Annotated in this window: 21 protein-coding genes and 2 pseudogenes; 9 read left to right on the top strand and 14 right to left on the bottom strand. The window is 58.5% G+C overall.

Annotated elements, in window-relative coordinates; all coding sequences use genetic code 11:
* Positions 1–5: 5 nt before the first annotated feature.
* A complete protein-coding gene (locus tag AU14_RS07205) occupies positions 6–1,112 on the bottom strand; it encodes a helix-turn-helix domain-containing protein (protein ID WP_041339928.1) in 1,107 nt (368 codons plus the stop codon).
* Between the two features lie 220 nt (positions 1,113–1,332).
* On the opposite strand from AU14_RS07205, the gene AU14_RS07200 reads away from it, so the two are divergent.
* Positions 1,333–2,238: a metal-dependent hydrolase gene (locus tag AU14_RS07200; RefSeq protein ID WP_041339926.1), complete on the top strand. Its 906-nt coding sequence runs from the start codon at positions 1,333–1,335 to the stop codon at positions 2,236–2,238.
* Between the two features lie 38 nt (positions 2,239–2,276).
* Here the strand turns inward: AU14_RS07200 and AU14_RS07195 are convergent, their stop codons facing one another.
* The 3 genes from AU14_RS07195 to AU14_RS07185 all read right to left on the bottom strand — a co-directional run bounded on the left by AU14_RS07195 (position 2,277) and on the right by AU14_RS07185 (position 5,121).
* Entirely contained in the window at positions 2,277–3,056 is a 780-nt protein-coding gene (locus AU14_RS07195; RefSeq protein WP_041339924.1) for a class II glutamine amidotransferase, read from the bottom strand.
* Positions 3,057–3,106: 50 nt separating this feature from the next.
* Positions 3,107–4,213: a GGDEF domain-containing protein gene (locus AU14_RS07190; protein ID WP_041339921.1), complete on the bottom strand. Its 1,107-nt coding sequence runs from the start codon at positions 4,211–4,213 to the stop codon at positions 3,107–3,109.
* Between the two features lie 92 nt (positions 4,214–4,305).
* Entirely contained in the window at positions 4,306–5,121 is an 816-nt protein-coding gene (locus AU14_RS07185; protein ID WP_041339918.1) for an SDR family NAD(P)-dependent oxidoreductase, read from the bottom strand.
* 218 nt (positions 5,122–5,339) lie between these two features.
* Here AU14_RS07185 and AU14_RS07180 point away from each other — a divergent pair, with 218 nt between their 5' ends.
* Together AU14_RS07180 and AU14_RS07175 are read left to right on the top strand one after the other, a co-directional pair.
* A complete protein-coding gene (locus tag AU14_RS07180) occupies positions 5,340–5,798 on the top strand; it encodes an NfeD family protein (protein ID WP_041339915.1) in 459 nt (152 codons plus the stop codon).
* Between the two features lie 2 nt (positions 5,799–5,800).
* Positions 5,801–6,835 carry an SPFH domain-containing protein gene (locus AU14_RS07175; protein WP_041339913.1) on the top strand — a complete coding sequence of 345 codons (1,035 nt, stop codon included), beginning with the start codon at positions 5,801–5,803 and terminating at the stop codon, positions 6,833–6,835.
* Between the two features lie 25 nt (positions 6,836–6,860).
* On the opposite strand, the gene yfbR is transcribed toward AU14_RS07175, so the two are convergent.
* On the bottom strand, positions 6,861–7,454 hold the full coding sequence (gene yfbR / locus AU14_RS07170) for a 5'-deoxynucleotidase (protein ID WP_041339910.1): 594 nt from the start codon (positions 7,452–7,454) through the stop codon (positions 6,861–6,863).
* A 107-nt stretch (positions 7,455–7,561) separates the two neighbouring features.
* On the opposite strand from yfbR, the gene AU14_RS21025 reads away from it, so the two are divergent.
* Both AU14_RS21025 and AU14_RS21020 read left to right on the top strand, forming a co-directional pair.
* On the top strand, positions 7,562–7,984 hold the full coding sequence (locus tag AU14_RS21025; RefSeq protein WP_236744513.1) for a hypothetical protein: 423 nt from the start codon (positions 7,562–7,564) through the stop codon (positions 7,982–7,984).
* Between the two features lie 142 nt (positions 7,985–8,126).
* Positions 8,127–8,384 (top strand): hypothetical protein, encoded by a 258-nt coding sequence (locus AU14_RS21020; RefSeq protein ID WP_236744512.1) that lies wholly within the window; start codon positions 8,127–8,129, stop codon positions 8,382–8,384.
* Here the strand turns inward: AU14_RS21020 and AU14_RS23745 are convergent.
* From AU14_RS23745 to AU14_RS07155, 3 genes and pseudogenes are all read right to left on the bottom strand, one after another.
* A complete protein-coding gene (locus tag AU14_RS23745) occupies positions 8,381–9,877 on the bottom strand; it encodes a DUF748 domain-containing protein (RefSeq protein ID WP_456237746.1) in 1,497 nt (498 codons plus the stop codon). The genes AU14_RS21020 and AU14_RS23745 overlap by 4 nt on opposite strands.
* Positions 9,874–11,132, bottom strand: a pseudogene (locus tag AU14_RS24050) (DUF748 domain-containing protein). The gene AU14_RS23745 and the pseudogene AU14_RS24050 overlap by 4 nt, the downstream one beginning before the upstream one ends.
* Before the next feature lie 285 nt (positions 11,133–11,417).
* Positions 11,418–12,374 carry an MHYT domain-containing protein gene (locus AU14_RS07155; protein ID WP_236744510.1) on the bottom strand — a complete coding sequence of 319 codons (957 nt, stop codon included), beginning with the start codon at positions 12,372–12,374 and terminating at the stop codon, positions 11,418–11,420.
* Positions 12,375–12,757: 383 nt separating this feature from the next.
* On the opposite strand from AU14_RS07155, the gene pdxH reads away from it, so the two are divergent.
* Genes pdxH through AU14_RS07135 form a run of 4 tightly spaced genes read left to right on the top strand, consistent with a single transcriptional unit; the run spans position 12,758 to position 14,837 of the window.
* Positions 12,758–13,393: a pyridoxamine 5'-phosphate oxidase gene (gene pdxH, locus AU14_RS07150; protein WP_041339908.1), complete on the top strand. Its 636-nt coding sequence runs from the start codon at positions 12,758–12,760 to the stop codon at positions 13,391–13,393.
* A 45-nt stretch (positions 13,394–13,438) separates the two neighbouring features.
* The gene (locus AU14_RS07145; RefSeq protein WP_041339905.1) at positions 13,439–14,020 is read left to right on the top strand and encodes a DNA-3-methyladenine glycosylase I; all 582 of its coding nucleotides are present in this window, start codon (positions 13,439–13,441) and stop codon (positions 14,018–14,020) included.
* Positions 14,021–14,079: 59 nt separating this feature from the next.
* On the top strand, positions 14,080–14,385 hold the full coding sequence (locus AU14_RS07140) for a DUF6482 family protein (RefSeq protein WP_041339904.1): 306 nt from the start codon (positions 14,080–14,082) through the stop codon (positions 14,383–14,385).
* The gene (locus AU14_RS07135) at positions 14,382–14,837 is read left to right on the top strand and encodes a DUF3429 domain-containing protein (RefSeq protein ID WP_041339902.1); all 456 of its coding nucleotides are present in this window, start codon (positions 14,382–14,384) and stop codon (positions 14,835–14,837) included. The genes AU14_RS07140 and AU14_RS07135 overlap by 4 nt, the downstream gene beginning before the upstream one ends.
* A 43-nt stretch (positions 14,838–14,880) precedes the next feature.
* Here the strand turns inward: AU14_RS07135 and AU14_RS07130 are convergent, their stop codons facing one another.
* From AU14_RS07130 to AU14_RS07105, 6 genes and pseudogenes are all read right to left on the bottom strand, one after another.
* A complete protein-coding gene (locus tag AU14_RS07130; RefSeq protein ID WP_041339901.1) occupies positions 14,881–15,879 on the bottom strand; it encodes a sigma-70 family RNA polymerase sigma factor in 999 nt (332 codons plus the stop codon).
* Between the two features lie 161 nt (positions 15,880–16,040).
* Complete coding sequence (locus AU14_RS07125) at positions 16,041–17,492, bottom strand: aspartate kinase (RefSeq protein ID WP_041339899.1); 1,452 nt, start codon at positions 17,490–17,492, stop codon at positions 16,041–16,043.
* A 60-nt stretch (positions 17,493–17,552) separates the two neighbouring features.
* Positions 17,553–18,819 (bottom strand): annotated as a pseudogene (ectB, locus tag AU14_RS07120) (diaminobutyrate--2-oxoglutarate transaminase).
* A 213-nt stretch (positions 18,820–19,032) separates the two neighbouring features.
* Complete coding sequence (ectA, locus tag AU14_RS07115) at positions 19,033–19,548, bottom strand: diaminobutyrate acetyltransferase (protein WP_041339896.1); 516 nt, start codon at positions 19,546–19,548, stop codon at positions 19,033–19,035.
* 150 nt (positions 19,549–19,698) lie between these two features.
* Positions 19,699–20,649: a metallophosphoesterase family protein gene (locus AU14_RS07110; RefSeq protein WP_041339895.1), complete on the bottom strand. Its 951-nt coding sequence runs from the start codon at positions 20,647–20,649 to the stop codon at positions 19,699–19,701.
* Positions 20,650–20,658: 9 nt separating this feature from the next.
* Entirely contained in the window at positions 20,659–22,062 is a 1,404-nt protein-coding gene (locus AU14_RS07105) for a sodium:solute symporter family transporter (RefSeq protein WP_041339893.1), read from the bottom strand.
* Positions 22,063–22,148 lie beyond the last annotated feature (86 nt).

Here is a 22,148-nt window from a genome sequence, read left to right as displayed (position 1 = left end):
CAACCTCAAGGTCCCAATTCAGGCGCCGGATCCGGCCCACCCTCGCGAAACTCACTCGCCGACTTACCCGTCCACTTACGAAACGCCCGGCTGAAATTCGACAGATCGGCGTAGCCCAACTCATAGGCAATCTCGCTGACCGACTGGCTGGTGTAACGCAACAGCTGAATGGCGCGATCCTTCAGCACCGATTCCACAATCTCCCGGTAGTGAGTGTCTTTCTCGGCAAGGCGCCGTTTCAGAGTTCGGGAAGACACGCAGAAGCGTTCGGCCATATCCTCCAGAGACGGCAGTGGGCCAGGCATCATGCGCAACATGTTGCGGATGGCCAGGGTGATGTCGCCCTGTTCTTTCAGCGCTTTTTGCAGCTCGAATTCACACTGATCCCGCGCCATATCCGATGCTTCCGCATCAGCCAGTCGCATGCGCACATCCAGCAGGCCCCTGGGGAACACCAGCATGACTTCCGGCTGGCCGTAATGGAACTGCACCGGCAGCTGGCTGGCAAATCGGCGATAATAGGCAGGCTCCGGGCTGCGGAGGCACACGCTAACCCCGGGCAATTTGCCCGCGTCCAGGGCAAAACCCCGGCGTTCGGCATCGCCCCGGTCCAGCAACTGCTCGGTCAGAAGGATCAGCGTGGCACTGACTGTCTCAGACAAAAAAGGATCGAGCTCGGGCACCTCGAACTCGGTGCACAGCTGCACCAGTACGCGGTCGTCCTTCAGGGACTGCTTCATGCTGAGAAACGGGGCGCGCAATTGCAGGTAGCGGTGCACCGAATTGAGCGCACCTTCAAAGGTAGGACTAGTAAGCGCGGCAAACCCCAGGGTGCCGTGGATAGTGAGCCGCAGTGCCCGGGCCAGGGCAAAGCTGAGGCCATCCTTGCCCGCCAGATCCACAGCGCGCTGGGCCATGATCATGGCGTCAGTGACAAAAACCCGGCTGTCGTTCGATTTTAGATCCTCGGGGCCGAACGCCAGGCCCTCGTAAAGTCTGCGATCATTATAGCCGAGCTGTCGAACGGTCTCGGCCAGAACCCGCATGTAAACCCCGGGTACCAGGAACAGCCCCAGCATTCGCCGCTCGTTGTCCGCGCCTGTTGTTGCCATACAAGGGTCCTTAAAGGGAGTTCACAACGACACTCTCCGGACTCTAGCAAAAGCCCATCAGCACCACAGTGGGGCGAGGAAGAGGGTTGAGCGTCAGCACAGTCAATCATGGTTCGGCCCTGGCCCAATCTGAACGGTCGTCGTCCCGTTCGCGCATTCCTTCAAATTGTTGACTCTCACAGACTGGTTACAGGACATCAGCCAAGGTAAGGAGTCATCCATGCTGAGCTCAAAAACACACGAAACACCACCTGTGACCAGCCCCCGGGCATCCAATACTCCGGACAATGTCAGCATCAAACCACAGCGCATGGGCTTTGAATTCGGGGCTCAGGTGCCTCAATACTGGATGGGCGAAAACTATCTGGTGAGCCACACCATGAATGCGCTGTCGGTGCTGTTCCCACAGGGCGAGCAATTCTTCGTGGATTCAGTGCGCGCATTCCGCGGCATCCTGAACGACCCAAAATTGAAGGAAGAAGTACGCGGCTTTATTGGCCAAGAAGCCATGCACTCTCTGGAACACACTGCCATGAACCAGCACGTGCGCGACCAAGGTATGCCAATTGAAGCCATGGAGGAGGATCTCAAGGTACTGCTGGATGCGGTTCGGCTGCTGCCGAAACGGCATCAACTGGCTGTTACCTGCGCCCTCGAGCACATCACCGCAATGATGGCGGATATGTTGCTGGAGCGGGACGACGTACGGGACGACATGGCCGACAGTATGCGCCCGCTGTGGGTCTGGCACGCGATCGAAGAGACCGAGCACAAGGCCGTGGCCTTCGACGTGTTCCAGCAGGCCGGCGGCACCTACACCGAACGAACCGTCTACCTGGCCGTGAGCACCGCCATTCTCGGCGTAGTCGCAACCTGGTTTACCGGACGCATGATGCTCAACGATCGCCGCAACTTTTCGATCAAAGGGACGGCTACGGGTCTCTGGCGCCTGTGGGGCCGTAACGGCTCCTTCTCCAGTCTGATTCCGGCTTGGCTGGAATACTTTAAACCCGGATTCCATCCCTGGGACAAAGACAACAGTAAGTTGGTGGCCCAATTCAAGGCGGAGATTCAGCAATACGCGGCGCCGGCGTACCGCGATGGCAACCGGCGAACCCTCCAATAAGCCGACAGGAACACGGCTTGTGATTTACGGCGGTGGCCTCAGGGGGCCGCCGTTCCGGTCATGATTACTTCGCCCTGGCGCCAGAGCCGCCATTCCCCGGGCTGGTATACGTCCCAAACTTCATCCGTAGTGAGCGGCTCGGTCACAACAACGCTGACCACATCATCCGGCGTCGTTTCCGATTCGAAATCAACAATGACATCCGCATCTTTCAGACGGGCCGGGCCAAACGGCGCCCTCCTGGTAATGCTGGCCATCTTGGTGCTGCAATAAGTAAACAGCCAGTCGCCGTTGCTGAGCAGCAGGTTGAACACCCCCTGGCGGGAATAGTCCCGTGCCAGTGCCACCAGATTCTCGACGATGACCTCAGTCATGGTGTCACGATCACAGTCCCGGCGCAGGTGATTGAGGATGTCACAAAACAGCGCTTCGCTGTCGGTAGCGCCGACCGGTTCGTAGAAGCCGGGCGACGGGCGGAAGCCGGTGAGCTGACCATTATGGGCAAACACCCAGTAGCGCCCCCACAGCTCCCGGATAAAGGGGTGGGTGTTGGCCAAGCAAATTTCACCGACGTTGGCCTGCCGGATATGACAAATCGCCACCTCACTTTTGATCGGGTGAGTCTGCACCACTTCAGCCAGGCGCGAATTAGCACTGGCATCGGCATCGTGGAACGCCCGCACGCCTTTACCCTCATAGAACGCCACGCCCCAACCATCCTTGTGGGGGCCGGTATCGCCACCGCGCCGGGTCAGGCCGGTAAAACTGAAACAGAGATCGGTGGGGGTGTTGGCACTCATCGCCAGCAGTTCGCACATAACCGGGGCTATTCCTCCAGAGTCTAGGTAATGCCCCCAGAGTAACCGATTTAGCCCGCCCGGCCAGCGGAAATCCCTTGCGCCGGGGTAAGCCTCGCGCCATCGGCCCGGGCCACGCAATTACGACCGGCGCGTTTGCCGGTATACAGACCCCGATCCGCCATGCGAAACAGCGCTTCTGCGCTCCGTCCGTGCTCCGGCCATTGGGCGATGCCGAAAGAGGCGGTCACCCGGATTCGAGCTTCACCGTAGGGCAATTGGCAGTCGGCAATGCGCTGTCGAAGTTCATCAATCAGCTCGAAGGCAACCCCAGACTTCACGTCCCGAAGAATCAAACCAAATTCCTCGCCGCCCAGGCGACCTACCGAATCGGTGGCGCGCAGCCGCTCGGTAAGACGTTGCCCGATACTTTGCAGCACCATGTCCCCGGCCTCGTGGCCGAGGGTATCGTTAACCAACTTGAAGTGATCGATATCCATGATCACCAGCGCAAACTCGGTACCGCTACGGTCGCACTCGGCAATGGTCCTGTTGAGCGTACTCTGGAAACTGCTTCGATTGGCCAGGCCGGTTAGGGCATCAGTCTGGGCCATATCCACCAGGCGCTGTTCCGATTCTTCCCGGCGCTGTTCGTAGACATGCATGAAGGTCAACATGAGGACTGCGCACAGCAGCAGGTTGAGCAGATCAATCATGACCCGGGCGCTGCCCACATCGCCAAGATGGCGGTAGTAGATGAAAGCCCCCACCAACATGAATGGCAGCGACAGAATCATGCCCTCGTGCTTGCCTAATAGGAGATACGCCAGAACCGGAATCATCAAAATCCAGACGAAGGCCGAAACCGAGGCCTCAGGCAGCACCATGATGATCAGGAAAAACGAAAACAGCAGGACCAGGTAACCGTAGATCCACTGCTGCAGGAGATCGGTAACCTGCAGGCGCCATACCCCGAAAAATAGCGACGCACTGGCCACCAGTTCCCCGGCCGCCACCCACCAGAAGCCGTTGAGGATTTGCAGACAAGCAAACACAACCAACGCCCCGCCGGTGACGGCAAAAAGCAGACGCATCAGGGACCGGCGATGGCTGTCCCTGAGACCTGAACGACTCTGTTCGAGGGTCGCCCCCAGATCCATGTGGTTCGGCGTTTTCATGCAGTGTCTTCCCTGGCTGATCCGCAAGTATAGACCGTGCTCACGATCTTTACAGCTGCCCTACACACCTGAAGCCCCCTGATCAGCTGCGATCAGCGGTAAAGATTCTTGCGAGAGAACCGTTCTACCAACGGTTGGTATGCAGCGCCCAGCAACCGATTGATCGCTTCAATACCCCAGGCGTCCGGTCCCACCAAAATCCGGGACTCATCTTTGAGGATGCCCTTAACAATGGTGGCCGCGGCTTTTTCCGGCGTGGTCATCGCCATCTTGTCAAAGCCCTTGCGCTGGGCCGCAGCATTCTCGGACTTGCCCATGCGCGCCGCATTGGCAATGTTGGTGCGGATACCGCCGGGGTGAACGCAGCTGACCGCGACGGGTTGCTCTTCCAGCTTCATTTCCTGGCGCAGGGCTTCGGTAAAACCGCGCACCGCGAACTTGGCAGAGTTGTAGGCACTCTGCTTGGGCACACCGATCAGACCGAACACGCTGGAGACGTTCACCACATGACCATCACCGGAGGCGATCAGGTGCGGCAGGAAGGCGCGGGTGCCATGGGCAACGCCCCAGAAATCAATGTCCATGACCCACTTGAAATCCTCGTCGGTCATTTCCCGGATAGAAGCCGACAGCGCAACCCCTGCGTTGTTGATTACCAGGTTGACCTGACCAAAATCGGCCGCCACCGCGTCGGCGTGGGCGTAGATGGCATCCCGGTCCGACACGTCCAAGTGATAGCTTCGCACTTCCACTTCTTTCAGCCCGGCCACGGTCTCCGCCAGACCGATCTCATTGACGTCCGACAGCGCCAGCCGGCAGCCCCGGGCCGCCAGGGCATTGGCCAGCGCCCGCCCGATGCCGGAGCCGGCGCCAGTAACAACTGCAACCTTATTCGTCAGATCCTTCATGGTCACACGACCCCTTTTGTTAGTATTCGGATAGCTTGGTGAGTGCTCAGACAGACTGATACCTTACCAGTTGCCCGGGCGCTGAATATGGCCTCAGTCGACATCGCCAACAGGCACTGCGGCCACCTTGGGACGCCATTGCCGGAATTGGGTACAATCGATTTTCGTCGGCCGGCGAGTACCGCCAGCCCACCACCACTGGATTATGGTAGCTGTATATGGAATGGAGTCTTACACATTTCTGGCTGATACTGGCGCTGGCGCTCAGCTTGGCCGAGCTGACCTCCGGCGTTCTGCTGTTGTTGGCGCTGGGCATTGCCTCGGCTTTGACCTCGGTGCTGGCCTTCATCGGTTTGCCGTTTGAATGGCAGCTGGTCGGCATGGGTATTTTTTCCGGCGTGCTGGTGCCTGTTGCCATTCGCTGGATTCGGCCGCGGTTCTCGCCCAAAGGCGTGGCCTATGGCACCACTGGCACGGGCGTCGAACACGGCCGGCGCTATCGCACCCTGATCAGGGACTTCGACCATGCCAGCGGAATCAAGGTGAACGGTGATTTCTATCGACTGCGGGTCGAAAGCACCGGCAACACCGAACTTCCGGAAGGCACTCAGGTTCTCTTCAAGCACTTTGACGGCACCACCGCCGTCGTCGAAACCATCACTCACACGGAGCAGTAAACATGGAGTCGTTCATTTCACCGGGGCTGGTACTCAGTCTGGTTTTTGTGGTTATCGGTATTTTTATCATTGCCAAGGGCCTGGTGATCGTTCGCCAGTCGGAGGTGATGGTTATCGAACGTCTGGGATCGTTCAACCGGGTTCTGGAAAGTGGCGTCAATATCATCATTCCGTTCATCGAACGGCCGCGCCCGATCACCATGATCCGCTACGTGCGAATGGGTGAGGACTACCACCCGGTCACCAGTGATGAAATCCGCATCGATCGCCGGGAAACCGTAATGGATTTCCCCGGCCAGCCGGTGGTCACCACCGACAACGTCACGGTCAAGATCAACGGCGCACTGTATTACCAGATCATCGACCCCCGCCGCGCTGTGTACGAGGTGGCTAACATGAGCCAGGCGGTTGAGGTTCTGGCAAAGACCACCCTGCGTTCCGTGGTCGGCAAGATGGAACTGGACAAGCTGTTTGAATCCCGCAGTGAGGTAAACAACGCGATTCAGGCTGAGATGGAAGAACCGGCCTCCAAGTGGGGTGTGAAACTGACCCGGGTGGAAGTTCAGGACATCAGCATGCCGGAGGAAGTAGAAGAGGCCATGCGCCTGCAAATGGCGGCCGAGCGTAAACGTCGCGCCACGGTCACCGAGGCCGAGGGTGAGAAGTCGGCAGCCATCGCCATGGCCCAGGGCCAACGGGAATCCGCCATCCTTAACGCCCAGGGCGACAAGGAGTCAGCCATCCTGCGCGCCCAGGGTGAGCAGGAATCCATCCGCCTGGTCCTCAGCGCCATGGGCGATTCCGAAGACAACAAGCAGACCGTTATCGGCTACTTGCTGGGCCAGAGCTACATCAAGGCCCTGCCGACCATGGCCAAGGACGGAGAACGGGTGTTCGTGCCCTACGAATCATCAGCCTTGCTGGGCTCCATGGGCATGTTCCGGGAACTGGCCGGCAGCCCGGACGACGCTGTGCGTCAATCCCTGCGCCGTGACGGCCTGCGCGGTGGCCTGGTCGGTTCTGCCGCCGACGCCTGAGGCTCGAAATCACCTGCTGGAGCGATTACTCCAGCAGGTTATCCAGCGGCTTGTCGTAACTGGGCGCGAATACGTCCATGAAATATGCCACTTCCCGCAGCCCGTCTTCATCGAGACGGGCCTTGATCTGATTCGCCGCCGGCTCGAACTCGCTGTTGCCGGCGCGAATTTCCGCCTGGCATTTCAGCCATGCCGACAACCGGTCGGCCGCCTTGATCAACTCCCTATCTTCCGCTGGCAGCTTCGATTCTTGTACGTAAGGCGCGAAATCGGCGCGCAAATCTTCCGGTAACAGCGCCAATAACTCACCTTCCGCTTTGTGCTCTATGTCACCAAACGCTTCACGCATCACTTTCGAGTGATATTTGACCGGTGTCGGCATATCACCGGTGATCACTTCTGTGGCGTCGTGGTAGAGCGCGGCCGTAGCGATCCGATCGGCATTGACCTGGCCGCCAAAATGGCGGTTGCGGATCAGCGCGAGGGCGTGGGCGAGGGTAGCCACCTCCCAGGAGTGGGTAGCCACGTTTTCCTCAATGGCATTGCGCATCAACCCCCAACGCCTGATCCAACGCAGGCGTGAAATATAAGCAAAGAAGTGGCTTGCAGCGTGAACCATGTTGCGCTTTCCTATCTTGCATAACTTTATAATTTAAAAGTTCAGCCCAGGTAATACCCGGTGTTAATCTTACTATGTATTTAATTGCTACATAACTTGGGTCAAGCATGTCACTCCCGCACAGACTAAACCGAACCCTGGCACTGGTCATTGCCGCACTCTTGCTGGGCGGCATTACGGCTGCACAGGCAAAAACCGTGATTACCGTGGGCGCCTACCATTTCCCACCGGTTGCAGAGGTTAGCGAAGACCGACAGCCCCAGGGATTGCTGGCCGATCTGATCCAGGGGCTCGAAGCGGCCCACGACGACATCGACATTCAGATCTTTCACACCTCGCCCAAACGCCGGCACCTCGATTTCGACGCCGGCCTGTACGACGTAATGTTCTTCGAAAGCCCCAACTGGGGCTGGACCAACCGGGACATCACCGTAAGCCGCCCAATCCTGACCGATGAAGACTTCTACATTGCCCTGAGAAAGCCGGCCGGGACCTGGATTTCTTCGAAGACATCCGCAACCGTCAATTGATCGGCATATCTGGCTACCACTATGGTTTTGCGACCTGGATAACAACACCAAAACCCTGCAGAACAACTTTAGAATCGAGTTCTCTGACAGCCACAGCCGCAACCTCAAGCTGATCAAGGCCGACCGCCCCTCGGTGGCGGAGGTGGCGATCATCAGCCGGGCCTACCTGCAGCGGCACCTGTCGGAGCAACCGGACGACTGGCGCCAGCTATTGATTTCTGACCGGCTCGATCAGCGCTACGAACTCCGGATTATTGCCCGCAAACACGGCCCGATCAGCGCCAGCGACATGATGCAGAGGTTAGCACCGCTGGTGGCCGATGGTTCCTACCGGATGATGGTCGAGAAGTGGGGGCTACAACTGCCCGCCGGCTTCCTGACCAACTTCAAGAGGCGCTAGCGCACGTCCAGGCTGAATTGCACGGTCACCGCACCATTTTCATCCAAAGACGCCTGGCGCGAAGGATCGAGCATGAACAGCTGGTCCGCCGGTACTTCATGGGTGTCCAGCAACACGGTCCTGACCGCCCGGCCCCGGGCTGAGGCGAGATTGTTCAGCGCCTCCGGCGGCAGTGTGCGTTCGCCGGCCAGGTAGGCCTGGCGGGCAGCTTGCCAATCCCCCTCCGACAGCGATTTGGAGCCGCCCGCAGTTAACTCCTTGCGCAGCAGCGCCAGACCATCGGCTTCGGGCGCCACGCCACCACGAACGCTCAGCAATAAATTTGGACGGTCCAGCAGGGCGCTGGACAGGGCCGATAACTTGGCCGGTTCTCCCTCCGCCAGTTCAGTGCTGCCAGGTTTGAAACTGACCTGCCCCAACTCATTGCTGTTGAAGCCGGCCAGATCGGCAATAGACCCCAGCATGCCAAACGGCGACGAGGCCGCTTTCGCAAGCACGTTCACAAAGGCGCGCATGACCACCCGGCCAATGTTGAACTGAGGATCGGAAAGGTCGCCGCTGATCGGCAGGTTAACTTCGATAACCCCATCCCGATCACGGAGTAGCGCCAGCCCCAGGGACACAGGGGCATCGACAGCATCAGCGCTGGCCACCGGCTCCCCCAGCTCGAGACGGTCCATCACCACGAGGTTGGTACCATCCAGCCGTGTGCCGGTAACTTCATACTTCAGATCAAGATTGAGTTTACCGCTGTCCACTTCATAGCCAATGTAACGGCCGAAATAGGGGCCCAGCTCTGGCAGCGACAGTTCGGTCATGACCAGCTCCATCTGGCTGACGTCGTCGGTACCCAGGGTACCGAGATCGCCAGAAAAATCGAGCTTGGCCACTTCGCCAACACGCCCCCTGATTTTGACCTTACCCTGTTGCGGCGGAATGTTGCTGAGACCGGTCACGCTGCCGGACAGCTGGTCAAAGCGCGTAGTAAATACCGGCTCAATGGAACGATCGGTGTAGGCGATCTCGCCCTGCTCCAGCATCAGTTGCTCAATCCTGAAAATGAAGCCGGGGTCGTCGTCACTCCGCTCTTCGGAGGCGCCCTCGGAGCCGGAACGGAACACCTGAGCAAGGTTGTGGACACCGCTGGCGTTGCTCACCACGTTGACCCGTGGCCCGATCAGCGTCACCGTGCCGATCTCTAGCCGGGCCGGAGCGACGTTGTATTCAATCGGTGCCAGGCGCAGGGTTTGCCAGGACAGCAGTCGGTTGTCTTGGTCGCGGAGTTGAACCGCCAGCCCGGCCACTTCCGCGGTGCCGCTAAAGGTTCCCGTTAAAGGTTCCTGCTGGCCATCCAGGTCCAGGTTGCCATCCAGCCCCAGGGTGCCACCGGCAATGCTCAGGTGGGCGCCCTCCTGGAGATAGGGCTCGAAGGCGGTCAACGCAATCTCAGAGCCGGACACCGCCGCTTCCAGGGTGAAGGGTTTTGGTGTCAGCTGACCGTCGACTGTGAGCCGGCCACCGCTAGCCAGGGTTGCGTCGGCTGGTAGTTCACCGGTTCATTCAGCATGTGATCCAGGGACCCAACCGACAGCGACAACTGCTCCAAAACCAGTTCCACCGGCGTTTCCGGTTGCCGGTCCCGCCACCGCAACTGGCTCTCAGACAGAGCGATTCCCGCTACTGACCAACGGAATGCCGACGCCCCGGACTCTGACGCCTCAGTTTCCGATGCCGACTCGTCGGCGGTCTTCGAGAAGGGCGCCAGCCAATCGATGGCGCCAGACTGGTCCCGGGTCACCGCAATTTCGAATCCATCCAGACTAACCTGGCCCACTTCGGCCTCCAGGGCATCGAGGTCAAAACCGATCTCATCGATACCGATGGTGCCCGAGGTCAATTCTGCTTCCTCACTGTCCTGACCAATGGCGATGGCCAGCTCATCCACTGACAGCCTGCCATTGCGGGTCACTAGCAGGAACCGCTGCCCGATCTGCAATTCGTAATCGGAGCTCAGGCTGACCTTGCCGCCACGCAAATCGTAAGGCAAATAGGGTGCAAGGAAGTGCTCCAGAGTATTGAACCCAATCCCACTGACCTTGACCGAGCCTTTGGAGTAAAAGGGGGCGAGGCTGAGGTCGCCCTGCCAGTCGATAGTCTCATCACCCAAGGCAGCTTGCAGGCTGTCGTTGCTGACCTGCTCATCCCGGGGCCAGCTGGCGAGGTCATTCAGACTCAGGTCCAGCGGCTGATCCGGAACTCGGCCGGCTCCGCCTTGCTGAAATCGCGAAATAGCAGCTCACCGCCATTGATGCTGATCTGGCCGAAGTAGAGCCGGGGCAGGGCAGACTCGTCATCGGTCTCGCCGGGGTCGGCAGGCTGGTCCGGGGCCGGACTATTGCGCTGCCAGTCCCGAACAAAATTGACGCTGTAATCCTCCAGCAGGTCCAGACGAACGAACGGCTCCTGAAGCTCAATGGCTTCAAAGCCTACCGTGCCACTGACCAGCTGAACCAGGTTCAAATCCAGCGCCAGGCGCTCAAAACTGAGCACCTTGGCGTCATCGCTGTCCTGCGCCGACAGCCCCTCTGCGCCAACGGTGAAAGTGAGCGGGTTGAACGAAACATCGTTGACCTCGACCTGCCAGCCCATACGCTCAGCCAGCTGATCGGGCAACGCCCGCTCCAGCCACCAGGGCACCAACAGGAAACCCGCCAATACGTACAGCGCGATGAGCACCAATAATCCCATCGTCAGGTAACCAATCAGGCGGTTTGCTCGACGGCTCGCGGCCACAGATTTCTCCTTATCAACAGCGGGATACAGGGCGTACGCCCCCTCTGATCAATAGGATAGTCGGGCGGGCCCCGTTTTGTCAGGTGCTAAAGAGTTGCCCCGGCATCGCCACATCTGGACTGGATTTCATGTTCTCAAACTGGCCGATCTCTCTGAGGTCACGAGGAAACATGGCTGCACGGATCAATTTCCTGCTTGAGGTGCCTGAAACCGGGAACACTGACTGACCTGCGCGCCAGGTTACGGTCGTGCTGCCCACGTCAATGAGCTCATCCAGTTGGCGCAAGCGCTTATAAATGCGGTCATAGTCAGCGCTCTGATGATCCGGCAACAAAACCATGAAGCACTGGCGGAGTAACGGGCCAAGTACACGGTCTCGGTGAGTGTGTCTCTGAGTGCCGAGCTGATGGCCACCAACGCGGCGTCTAAACTTCGATGATCAAGCCGGTCGGCGAGGTCCCGAAAGTTGGCAATATCGAGATAGACCAAAGCAAAGGGATATTCCCGGACGTTCTCCTGCGCAAGCCTGTCCAACAGCGCCTGCTCCAGACCAGATCGGTTGGGAAGGCCTGTGACCGAGTCGACGAACGCCATCTCGGCAACCCAACGGTTCTCTTCCTCATTGATCGCTTCCCGTGCGCGGCGGTTACGGACATCCAGCACGGTGACCGTGAGCGCGACGCACAGAATCGCGACACAGGCGAGCGCCAGAGGAATCCCGATCCATTCCCCGCGCAGACCATTGTCTGCGGCCGGCATGGCTCCCTCCGGGAATTGCATCGCCATCATGCCGGTATAGTGCATGCCACAGATGGCCGCCGCCATCACAAGCGCGGCCACAAACGGCAAGATAAGGGAGCCTGCCTCTTCCACTTCCTGCAGTTTTCGGCAGATAGCTAGTGCGGCTCCCGAAGCGGACACCGCAATGGCCACCGACAGCGCCAGCAGGCTGAGATTAAACATGGGGTCAGCTGACATCCTCAGTGCATACATGCCCAGATAATGCATGACAACGATACCGCCGGACATAGCCAGCGTGGCGACGACAAAAAGACCGGCGCTGATCTTTGCCCGCCCAATGATATTCAACGCTAAACCAGAAGCGGTTATTGCCGCCAGCCACGATACCAACGTCATGATGATGTCGAATGACATCGGAGCTTCCATCGGCATGGCTGCCATGCCGACAAAATGCATGGTCCAGACCCCGGACCCCATAATCAGAGCGCCCGTCGTCAGCCAGACCCGTCGTTCGCGACCTCGAGTAGTGCTCAGCCGAGTGCCGAAATACAGTGCGGTGTAGGCAGCCAGAACGGCCACTACGTAAGACGCTGTCACCAGCGATAAATCGTATCCAGCTATCATTGTGCCCATTACTCCATGACCGGTTGTGCGCCAGGAAGGCGGCCCGCCCGTAGTTAAAAGTTGTCAGCGATACGCCGTCGACCTCAATCGAGCTTCATTTTTTTGTTAAATATTTGTGAAAACGCAAGCGAGGTACGGCGCTGACAGATGCCACAGAACCCGATATGCTGCTGGCAGCAGACCCTTGACAGCTAAGTGATTGCGAGGAAAAGTCTATGGACATCGGCGACATGCGTCGTGATTTTGAAAGCGAAGGGCTCGACCGCGACGCTCTGGACGACAACCCTGTGCGTCAATTCAAGCACTGGTTTGAGGACGCCCGGGAGGCCGGCATCCTGGAGCCAAACGCCATGTCCCTGGGCACCACTGGCAGCGACGGCATGCCCGACCTGCGCACCGTTTTGTTGAAGTACTTCGACGATAAGGGCTTTGTGTTTTACACCAACTACGGCAGCCGAAAGGCCCGGGAGATGGATGAGAACCCTCGGGCAGCCCTGTTATTCCCATGGATTGGCCTGAACCGTCAAGTGTGTATTCAGGGCAGAGTGGAAAAGGTCAGCAAAGCTGAATCCCTGCGTTACTTTGCCTCTCGCCCACGGGGCAGCCAGATTGGTGCCTGGGTATCCGAGCAAAGCAAGGTCATCACCTCCCGGGGCTTGCTGGAGCAGAAAGTGGCCGAGCTGAAACACAAATTCAGCGAAGGCGAGATACCGCTGCCCAGCTTCTGGGGCGGTTACCGGGTGGTGCCCGAGCGCATCGAATTCTGGCAGGGTCGCCCGAGCCGACTGCACGACAGGTTCGAATACCTGCGGAACGACGAAGGCTGGCTAATCCAGCGACTCCAACCCTGACCCGACAGCGGCAGCCATTAATTGTAAAAAGGAGCACAACGGCTGATGCCAGACATGGAACGCTGCCCCTGGTGCGGCACCGACCCACTCTACGTGCACTACCACGATACAGTCTGGGGCCGGCCGGAATACGACGACCTCGCGCTGTTCGAAAAACTGTGTCTGGATGGCCAGCAGGCGGGGTTGAGCTGGATTACCATCCTGCGCAAGCAGGGCAGCTACCGGGAAGCTTACGACCACTTCAATCCAGAACAGATCGTGCACTACGATGAGTCCCGGATCGAAGACCTGCTCGCCAACCCTGGCATCATCCGTAACCGGCTGAAAGTGAAATCAATTATCAAGAATGCCCGCGGTTTTCTGGCACTCCGCGAACAGGGCATCGGGTTTAGCGATTACCTTTGGTCGTTCGTGGGTAGCAGGCCGATTCAGAACCGCTGGCACAGCATCGATCAGGTGCCAGTCACCACTCCGGAATCCGAGGCCATGTCAGCGGCTCTCAAGCGGGCCGGCTTCACGTTTGTCGGCCCCACCATCGTGTACGCCTTCATGCAGGCCACCGGGATGGTGAATGATCACCTGCTGCACTGTCCCCAGCATGAGGCCTGCCGGTTGCTCAGCAACTGATCCCATAACGCTCCAGGGTCGTAAGACTGCCTATATCTTCAACTCCCCGGAGCGTCATCGTGAGAATCACCCTGGAAGAACTGAGAGCCAGCAATGACCTGGTCATTGACCTGCTGGAAATCATCTCCCTGGAAGGCCAGCATTACATGGCACGCCTGACCCTGGACGGGCGCGAACTTCTGCTGTCGGACAAGCGTGGCATCACCAGCCTGTTCCGCAGCTCATGGGAAATCCAGGACACCCTCGCCACTTTCCGCGTGCGCGAAACCCAGGTCGTCCACCCCTCCGCCTACCACGAGATGGTCGGTATGGAGCCAGCGGAGATTGAACCGATGCGTATTCGCATTCAAAGGGAAAAATCGTGATCGCTGTAGCAAGACTGGCGATCGTCGTTGGCATTGCCGGACTTTTTCCGTTCATTGCCGCCGTTGCCAGCCTGTTCCTCGTGCCTCAATATAGCGTCACCGCGATTTCCTGGTTCTACGTCTACAGCGCCGGCATTCTAGCGTTCATGGCGGGGGTGTACTGGCCCATCGCGATGCAGCTGGAGAATTGCTCCTATCCACAATCGCCCCTCGTTACCATGGTGCTGAGTCAGGTCTTTTTCGTCATCGCCGGGGTCGGGCTTCTGCTGCCAACACTGGGGCAGGTACTAGTCTACAGCTTGGCATTTCTGGCTTTGTACGCGGTGGATGTGCGCTGGATGCGGGTCTACTGGCCTTCCTGGTATTTGCGCATGAGGCTGGTACTAACGTTGGTGGTTCTGGCCTGCCAGCTGACCGTTGCAGCGTGGTACATACTATTGCATGGTACTTAACCAGTAAGGGCCTTGCGCCCTTACCGGCTTTTCGTTCGAACCCTCAGGCTCCCAACATATCTTCCAAACCGTTGAAGCTGGCTTGCAGCTTTTTCAACGCCGTCTTCTCTATCTGGCGCACGCGCTCGCGACTGATGCCCAGGTCGTCAGAGATGACCTGCAGGGTATCCGGCTCGGGCAGACCGAGACCGTATCGGCGCGACAGTATCGTTTTTTCCCGCTCATTGAGCTCACTCAACATCGTGGCCAGGGTGCGGGTGTTATCCCGCTCTGACATCGGATGATCCGGCGCAGCCTGCTCGCCACTTTCCAGACTGTCACCGAGCGTTACCGAGCCGTCCTCAACCAGCGGTACGTCCGTGGAAATCTCCCTCAGCGCCAAGGCTCTGAGTTCGCCGATTCGCGACGGCGATGCTTCCATCTCCTGAGCCAGCTCCGATTGCGACGGCGTGCGGCCCAGATCCTGATGCATGCTCAGAGACACTTTCTGCAGCTGCCGGATTTCGTCGATAACGTTCTCGGGGGTGTGCACCAGGCGATTGCCGCGCTGCAGACAACGCTTCACTTCCTCGCTGATCCACCAATAGGCATAGGTTGAAAACCGGAAGCCCTTGGTGGGATCAAAACGTTCAGCGCCCTTGATCAGACCCACGTTGGCATCCTGAATCAGATCCGACATCGGAATACCGTGCTGGGAATAGCGCCGGGCAATGTGCACCGCCAGCCTCAGGTTGCTCTGAATCAGCTTGCGGCGACACGCAGTTGCCAGGTGAAAGGCACGGCGACTGCGTGTTGAAAAAGCGCACGCATCTCCCAGGCTGCCAACCACCGCCCTGAACGTTTGCGGCGTGTCTTCCGGCAGCGCAAGTTCGGTGCTGAGAATGCGGTAGCACAGGATCAATTTTCGACAGAGGCGACGCTCTGCCACGTCGGTTAAGAGTTCATACCGGGACGCATCCCTGAAGTACAACCCAACCAGGGAATCCCTTTCGCCATCGTTGGCCGTAGTCGGAGACGGTCCCAGCTTATCGGTCTTTCGCATAGCATTGGTACCGGTCAGAAATTTGTAAAGAATACGTCCAGGAGGCACTGATGGATTTATCAACAGGAGACGCCGGAACTGGCGTTTTGGGCAGGAATCAGGGGGCCTGAAAACAAAAAAGCCCGACCGCATGGCGGCCGGGCTTTTCTGAGCAGATACCGTTACTCGATTGAGGCCGCGACGATCGCGTATTCGTGATTATGGGGCTCAATCAGAACCTCGTGGAGGGCCGCAATCGCCTTCTCGTAATGATCTTCATCCACTACAAACTGGATGTCGACCTGGCGCATGCACTGGTGAATCGCCAGCACGCTAATCTCGTTATCTGCCAGCGACTTCACCGACCGGGCCAGAATACCCGGCACCTTGATGTCACTGCCAATCGCAGAAACCAGTGAAACCTTGCGAGTGCTGATCTCAGCGTTCGGGAACTCTTCCTTCAATGCGCGCACAACCCTCTTCACGTGCTTGAGCGTGCTGCCCACATAGTGAGTGATGGTGTTGGCATTGGTGTCTTTGGCCATGAAGCGCACCTTCAGGCGGCTGAGCACGTCCAGAATCCGGCGATCGGAACCCGGCTCGCCCTGCATGTCCTGGTCAAACACCTCAATGGCGAACGCACCCTTGGCGCCGGCGATGATCTCCACCTGCGGCGTCTCACTGACATAGTCGCCGGTGATCAGGGTACCGGTATGCTCAGGCTCGAAGGTGTTCATCACCCGCAGCGGGATCTCGTTCTGGCGCATGCCCTTACCGGCACGGGGGTGGATCGCCTCCATGCCCAGGTTAGCGAGCTGATCGGCAACGTCGTAGTTGGTACGACCCAGCGGCACCACCTTGTCCTCACCGACAATATTGGGATCGGCGGAGCTCAGGTGATATTCCTTGTGAATGATCGCTTCCCGGGCCTCGGTGATCACTGCCACACGGCTGAAGGTCATCTCGCTGTAGCCGCGATCGAAGGTCCGCATCAGACCTTCCTTGCACTGGGCATAACCGGTGACAATCGGCAGTTCCCGGGTCAGGTCGACAGCGTCGAACGCCTGCTTGAGCTTCTCATCCAGCGGCAGCAGCTCGGCATCACGCCAGCCGGTCAGGTCGACAAACCGGGCGTTGATACCTTCCTGTTGCAGCTTCAGCGCGGTGTTAAAAGCACTGTGGGCCTCACCGATGCCCGCGAGCATCTCGCGTACTGTCAGCAGATGCTCCTCGAGCTGGAACTGGCCGTAAGAACACAGGCGCTGCAGGTCAATCAGGCAACCCCGGACGCCTTCGATCCGGTCAGTGATGAACTGGTCAGCCTGCTGCTTGAGCATGGGATCTTCGAACAGGTCACCGTTCAGATCGGTGAGGAACTTCACCAGCTTGGTGAGATCGTCGCCCCAGGCCCAGTCCGACTCGGCATCGGCAAACAGGGCATAGACCCCGGGCTCACCCGTTTTCTTGTGCTCCAGCAACTCGTTGGTAACGCCGCCGTAGGCGGATACCACGAAAATACGCTGGTAAAGCTCATCCTTGCTGCGATTACCAATAATAATGTTGTCTCGGACAGCCTCGTAGTTGCTCATCGAGGTGCCGCCGATTTTCTCAACGGTGTGCTGTTGCGTAGTCATAGGTTTGCCTTCGCTATCCTGCAGTTTGAAAGATCTGGCTGGCCGGGGCGGCAGGGCGTCTTACGACGCCTCGCTAACCCCTTCCTGCACGATCTCGTCAATACTTTCCGCCAGCAGAGCGGCGCCCTTTCTCAAATCGTCTTCGCTGGTCGTTAACGGCATCAGACACTTGATGACTCATCGTTCGGGCCACTGGTCTCAATGATCAGGCCACGCTCAAAGGCGCGTTTGGTGATCGGACCGGTCAGATCAGCGTTCTTTGCTTCGATACCGCGCATCAGACCCCGGCCTTTCATTTTGAACTGACCGGGATACTTGTCGCAAATCGCCTGCAAGGCATCACCCAGAACCTTGGTCTTGGCCTTCACCTCGTTGGCGAATTCGTCGTCTTTCCAGTAAGTCTCCACCGCAGTACGGGCAGTGATGAACGCCATGTTGTTACCACGGAAGGTACCGTTGTGCTCGCCCGGATCCCAGACGTCCAGCTCCGGCTTGAACAGCACCAGAGCCATCGGCAGACCATAGCCGCTCAAGGACTTGGAAACCGTGACGATGTCCGGTTTGATGCCTGCGAATTCAAAGCTGAAGAATTCACCGGTACGGCCGTTGCCCGCCTGGATGTCATCCACAATCAGCAGGATGTCGTGTTTCTTACACAGATCCGACAAGCCTTTCAGCCATTCGGCACGGCAGGCGTTCAAACCGCCCTCACCCTGTACCGCTTCGACGATCACTGCCGCCGGCAGCTCAAAACCGGACGAGCCGTCAGAGAGCAGCTTGTCCATGATCTGCAGGCTGTCGACGTCTTCGCCAGGTAGCCGTCGTAGAACATGAAATCGACGTTACCCAGCGGGGTGCCGACACCACCGCGGTGATGCTTGTTACCCGTGGCCGCCACCGCGCCCATGGTCACACCGTGGAAGCCGTTAGTGAACGAGATGATGCCGTTCCGGCCTTTCACTTTCCGAGCCAGCTTGAGCGCGGCTTCAACACAGTTGGTCCCGGTCGGACCGGTAAACTGCATCTTATAGTCCAGACCACGGGGGTCAAGGATGTGCTTCTTGTACGACTCCATGAAGTCGTGCTTGGCCGTGGTAAACATATCCAGGCCCTGGCTAACGCCGTCTGCCTCGATGTACTCGAGCAGTGCCTTCTTCAGGATGTCGTTGTTGTGCCCGTAGTTCAGGGAACCGGCACCCGCGAGAAAGTCCAGGTATTCCTTGCCATCCTCGGTGTACAGGTGCGCATTCTTTGCACGATTAAAAATCACCGGGAAAGCACGGCTATATACGCGTACTTCTGACTCAGTGGACTTAAAAATTTCCATTATTTTCGCCTCTTAGCATGTAAGGTTCGAGGTAAATGCGCGGGGGGCCAATCTAGCAGTGCGTCAAACAGTGAAGTGCAGATCGCAATCAAGCCCACCGTGCGTTGGTTAAAGCCGAAGGGCAGACCTACCTCAGCGGTCTGCCAGCTTGTCCAAACACAGTCTCACAGTCGTTCACGACCGGCCTGGGGCCGGCGTGGTGGACCGGGGCTCTCAGACAGGCTTCGTGAAGGGCCCGATGCGCAGCAGGAATTCAGAATCGTGCTGCCCACCAAAGTGGGTCTCTTTCTCGAAGTGCTCGTGATAGGTAAGCTCAGCTCCCAGATCACGGGCGAATGAGCGGAACAGCGCCCAGGAAGCCTCGTTGTCAGCAGTGATCGTCGTTTCCATGTGCGTCACAGTTTTGCACGCATCACGGCCAACGATTTCTTTCAGCATCCGCTTGGCCAAGCCTTGTCCACGACCTTTCTCGTGAACGGCCACCTGCCAGACAAAAACGGTCTCGGGCTGTTGGGGAGGGATGTATCCGGAGATAAAGCCGACCAGATCGCCTTCCTTCTCCGCGGCCACGCCGGTTTCGGCAAAGTGGCTGCACTGCAAGAGGTTGCAGTAAATAGAATTGGGGTCCAGCGGTGGGCATTCAGCCACCAACTGATGCAAACGGAAGCCATCATCCTTAACGGGTGTGCGGAGGGTGATGGCGGTGGTATTCGATCCTTCAGATGTCATAGCGTGATCTTTTTGTCTTAAAAAGTTAGTGCAGAATTATATAGACCACAAAATATATATCAAGTCAGCGATACGCTGCACCCACCTGCGGCCCCCGAATTCATCTATTCAGAATAGCCCGGTTTATCGCTTTCGCCAGTGACAAATTGGTTAGAAGACCGAACTAAAAACCGCCTGCTCCGGTGCCAGGGACGTGCCCTGAGCGATGCGGGATCGGTAGGACACAGCGGCATCTGAACCGGCCGGCCACAAACCATCAAACTGCGGCAGCCAGGCCTCGAGATCGAAGGCCACGGGCACCAGGGAAACCCGGACATTGCCCAGGTCATGGCCAACAACAGCGTTATCTGAAGGGGCTTCGGCGCTGATGCGAGTGATCAGGCCCCGGGTGTCAGCATGCAGATTACCCATGCCCGCCGACCCGTTATTAACCACAGTTCGCGCCCGCTCACCAACCCGCCCTGACCACAGCACCGGCAGGCAGGTATGGGTGCAGGCAATGACATCGGCGTCGGTAGCCTGGAACCAGGCCTGCACCGCAGACTCGTTGCCAGCACTGAAAGCCTCATGGGCCAGACCCCAACCGGCCAGGGAGTCCGGGTCACCGTGCACAACCAGAATCTTTAGGCCTCCAAACATCAGGCACAGATAGCGGGGCTGGCGCGCAAGCTGCTCCTGAATCTCTGGATGGCGGGCAGCTATACCCTGAAGCCGGCTCATGATCCGGTTCGAACGTTCCACCACACCCTGATCAACAAAGTCTGGGTAGGCGCAGCCACACCCAGCCTCGGCGCTGGGATTGGCGAGCTCATACTCGACATTCCCCAGGCTGACGGTGTGCCGAAGCACCCGGCGGTTGATGTCCTGGAACAGCTCATCACTGGCGTTGAACCAGTTGAAATCGCCGTTGAACACTAGCCGCACCCGGTGCCCGGCCTGCTCCTCGGCTTGGGCCATGCGCTCAATCTCGGTCAGGGCATGGGGGTTGCCATAGAGGCCGCCGATAACGTAAACCACGTCTTCCGACACGGGTATTGGCTCAGCACACAACTGCGCGGCCCGGTACCGGTACGCCAACGGACAACTTCGACCTTCGGTCATAATGCGGCCTCAAGCCTCCCCGGCCGCAAGCGAGCGACCGGCCAAGCGACGCAGCACCAGAGGCAGGAAGAAACCACCGGCGCAGATCAGGAAACCGTAGGCGTTCACACCCAGCAGCATGGCGTACTTGCCCTCGCCAATGGCCCAACTGGCCGGGATCAACCCCACTGCCAGCAACACGCCAAGTGCCAGCCCGGTCCAGAAACTGAGATGGAAACTCCACGGCGACCACTGGGTAAAGCCGTAGAACAGAAACACCGGGCCCAGACCCATCACCATGGTGCCAGAGATGGTGGTGGCCTTGAGTATATCGGTGCCGGCGAACATCGGCAGGTTACCGGCAAAGGCGAAAATCACCATCACCACCGCACCAACCCGGATACTGGGCAGCCGGTCCTTGGCCCGACGCGCCAGACGCGGTAGATCCACCGCCAGCGACTTGGCCAGCGAGGTAAACGTGGAATCCAGCGTCGAGCCCGCTGAAGTCATCATCACCACGCTCATGAAGAACAGCGCCGCCAGACCCAGCGACTGGCCCACCGCGGCCGGGGCATTGCCCATGGCGTCGATGCCGTTCAGACGGGCGTGCACGCCCACCAGACTGAAGATAAAGACCGCAACAAAGCCAAGCAGGCCCGCCACCACAAAGCTCTTCAGCATGGTCTTTTCCTTGTTCACGAAACCCCGGTCAGTCAGGACCGGATCGTGGAACGGATAGCTGAACATCTGCAGCAGCGCGACCAGCAACAAGTCAAAACCGGCATCCAGCCGGAATTCGCCATTGCTGAGCAAGGCACTAGTGTCGTTGGCAGGAATGATCAGGAACAGCACGGCCCCGACAAAGAACACGAACACCACCGCCTGAATCACATCGGTAAAGATCGACGACCGCAGCCCGCCCTTTAGGCTGTAGGCCAGGGTGAAGATAGTAAACAGCATGGCCGAGACGTAGTACTCCCACTGCCCCGGCAGGCCAAAGTAACCACCCACTACGGCGGTGTTACTCCAGACCTCGTTGTACAACCGGATCAGAATCGCCGCGGCAAACGCCAGTGACGCCAGCCGCCCGAAACGTGACGTCAGAAAGTCCTGCAACGACCGAGCCCCGGTCTGGGTCCGGATCAGGTATATGATGTAGCCGGCCACCGGAATCGACAGCCAGTAACTGGCGTAAGCCAGGCCTCCGGTCACCCCGTAGGCAGCACCGAGGTTGGCGGCGTTGGTCACCGACTTGGCGAAAATCCAACTGATGAAGATACTGGCGGTCAGTGACCACTGACCAACCGGATTGCCCTGATCATCAGCTCCCTTGTAAAACGAATTGGCGTTCTTGCTCTTGGGCGACAGCACGTACATCACAACGCCGTACACCACCAAAAAGCCCCAAAACAGGGCGCCTTCAAAAGTTGTCATCTCTCACTTCCACTCTTGTAATTAGGTAGCCACACAAAAATCGGTGCGGTCTGTGGGATTGGGATTTTTCCGCCAGGAAAAAGGTG

The sequence above is a fragment of the Marinobacter similis genome (assembly GCF_000830985.1).
Classification (GTDB): domain Bacteria; phylum Pseudomonadota; class Gammaproteobacteria; order Pseudomonadales; family Oleiphilaceae; genus Marinobacter; species Marinobacter similis.
Note: the sequence above shows the minus strand (reverse complement) of the source record. Positions and strands in the feature narration are given on the sequence as shown.

Bases quoted from the DNA above. Each gene is read 5' to 3' on its own strand.
- AU14_RS07205 (WP_041339928.1), bottom strand. From the start codon at position 1,112: ATGGCAACAACAGGCGCGGACAACGAGCGGCGAATGCTGGGGCTGTTC.
- AU14_RS07200 (WP_041339926.1), top strand. From the start codon at position 1,333: ATGCTGAGCTCAAAAACACACGAAACACCACCTGTGACCAGCCCCCGG.
- AU14_RS07195 (WP_041339924.1), bottom strand. From the start codon at position 3,056: ATGTGCGAACTGCTGGCGATGAGTGCCAACACCCCCACCGATCTCTGT.
- AU14_RS07190 (WP_041339921.1), bottom strand. From the start codon at position 4,213: ATGAAAACGCCGAACCACATGGATCTGGGGGCGACCCTCGAACAGAGT.
- AU14_RS07185 (WP_041339918.1), bottom strand. From the start codon at position 5,121: ATGAAGGATCTGACGAATAAGGTTGCAGTTGTTACTGGCGCCGGCTCC.
- AU14_RS07180 (WP_041339915.1), top strand. From the start codon at position 5,340: ATGGAATGGAGTCTTACACATTTCTGGCTGATACTGGCGCTGGCGCTC.
- AU14_RS07175 (WP_041339913.1), top strand. From the start codon at position 5,801: ATGGAGTCGTTCATTTCACCGGGGCTGGTACTCAGTCTGGTTTTTGTG.
- yfbR (WP_041339910.1), bottom strand. From the start codon at position 7,454: ATGGTTCACGCTGCAAGCCACTTCTTTGCTTATATTTCACGCCTGCGT.
- AU14_RS21025 (WP_236744513.1), top strand. From the start codon at position 7,562: ATGTCACTCCCGCACAGACTAAACCGAACCCTGGCACTGGTCATTGCC.
- AU14_RS07155 (WP_236744510.1), bottom strand. From the start codon at position 12,374: ATGCATTTTGTCGGCATGGCAGCCATGCCGATGGAAGCTCCGATGTCA.
- pdxH (WP_041339908.1), top strand. From the start codon at position 12,758: ATGGACATCGGCGACATGCGTCGTGATTTTGAAAGCGAAGGGCTCGAC.
- AU14_RS07145 (WP_041339905.1), top strand. From the start codon at position 13,439: ATGCCAGACATGGAACGCTGCCCCTGGTGCGGCACCGACCCACTCTAC.
- AU14_RS07130 (WP_041339901.1), bottom strand. From the start codon at position 15,879: ATGCGAAAGACCGATAAGCTGGGACCGTCTCCGACTACGGCCAACGAT.
- AU14_RS07125 (WP_041339899.1), bottom strand. From the start codon at position 17,492: ATGACTACGCAACAGCACACCGTTGAGAAAATCGGCGGCACCTCGATG.
- ectA (WP_041339896.1), bottom strand. From the start codon at position 19,548: ATGACATCTGAAGGATCGAATACCACCGCCATCACCCTCCGCACACCC.
- AU14_RS07110 (WP_041339895.1), bottom strand. From the start codon at position 20,649: ATGACCGAAGGTCGAAGTTGTCCGTTGGCGTACCGGTACCGGGCCGCG.
- AU14_RS07105 (WP_041339893.1), bottom strand. From the start codon at position 22,062: ATGACAACTTTTGAAGGCGCCCTGTTTTGGGGCTTTTTGGTGGTGTAC.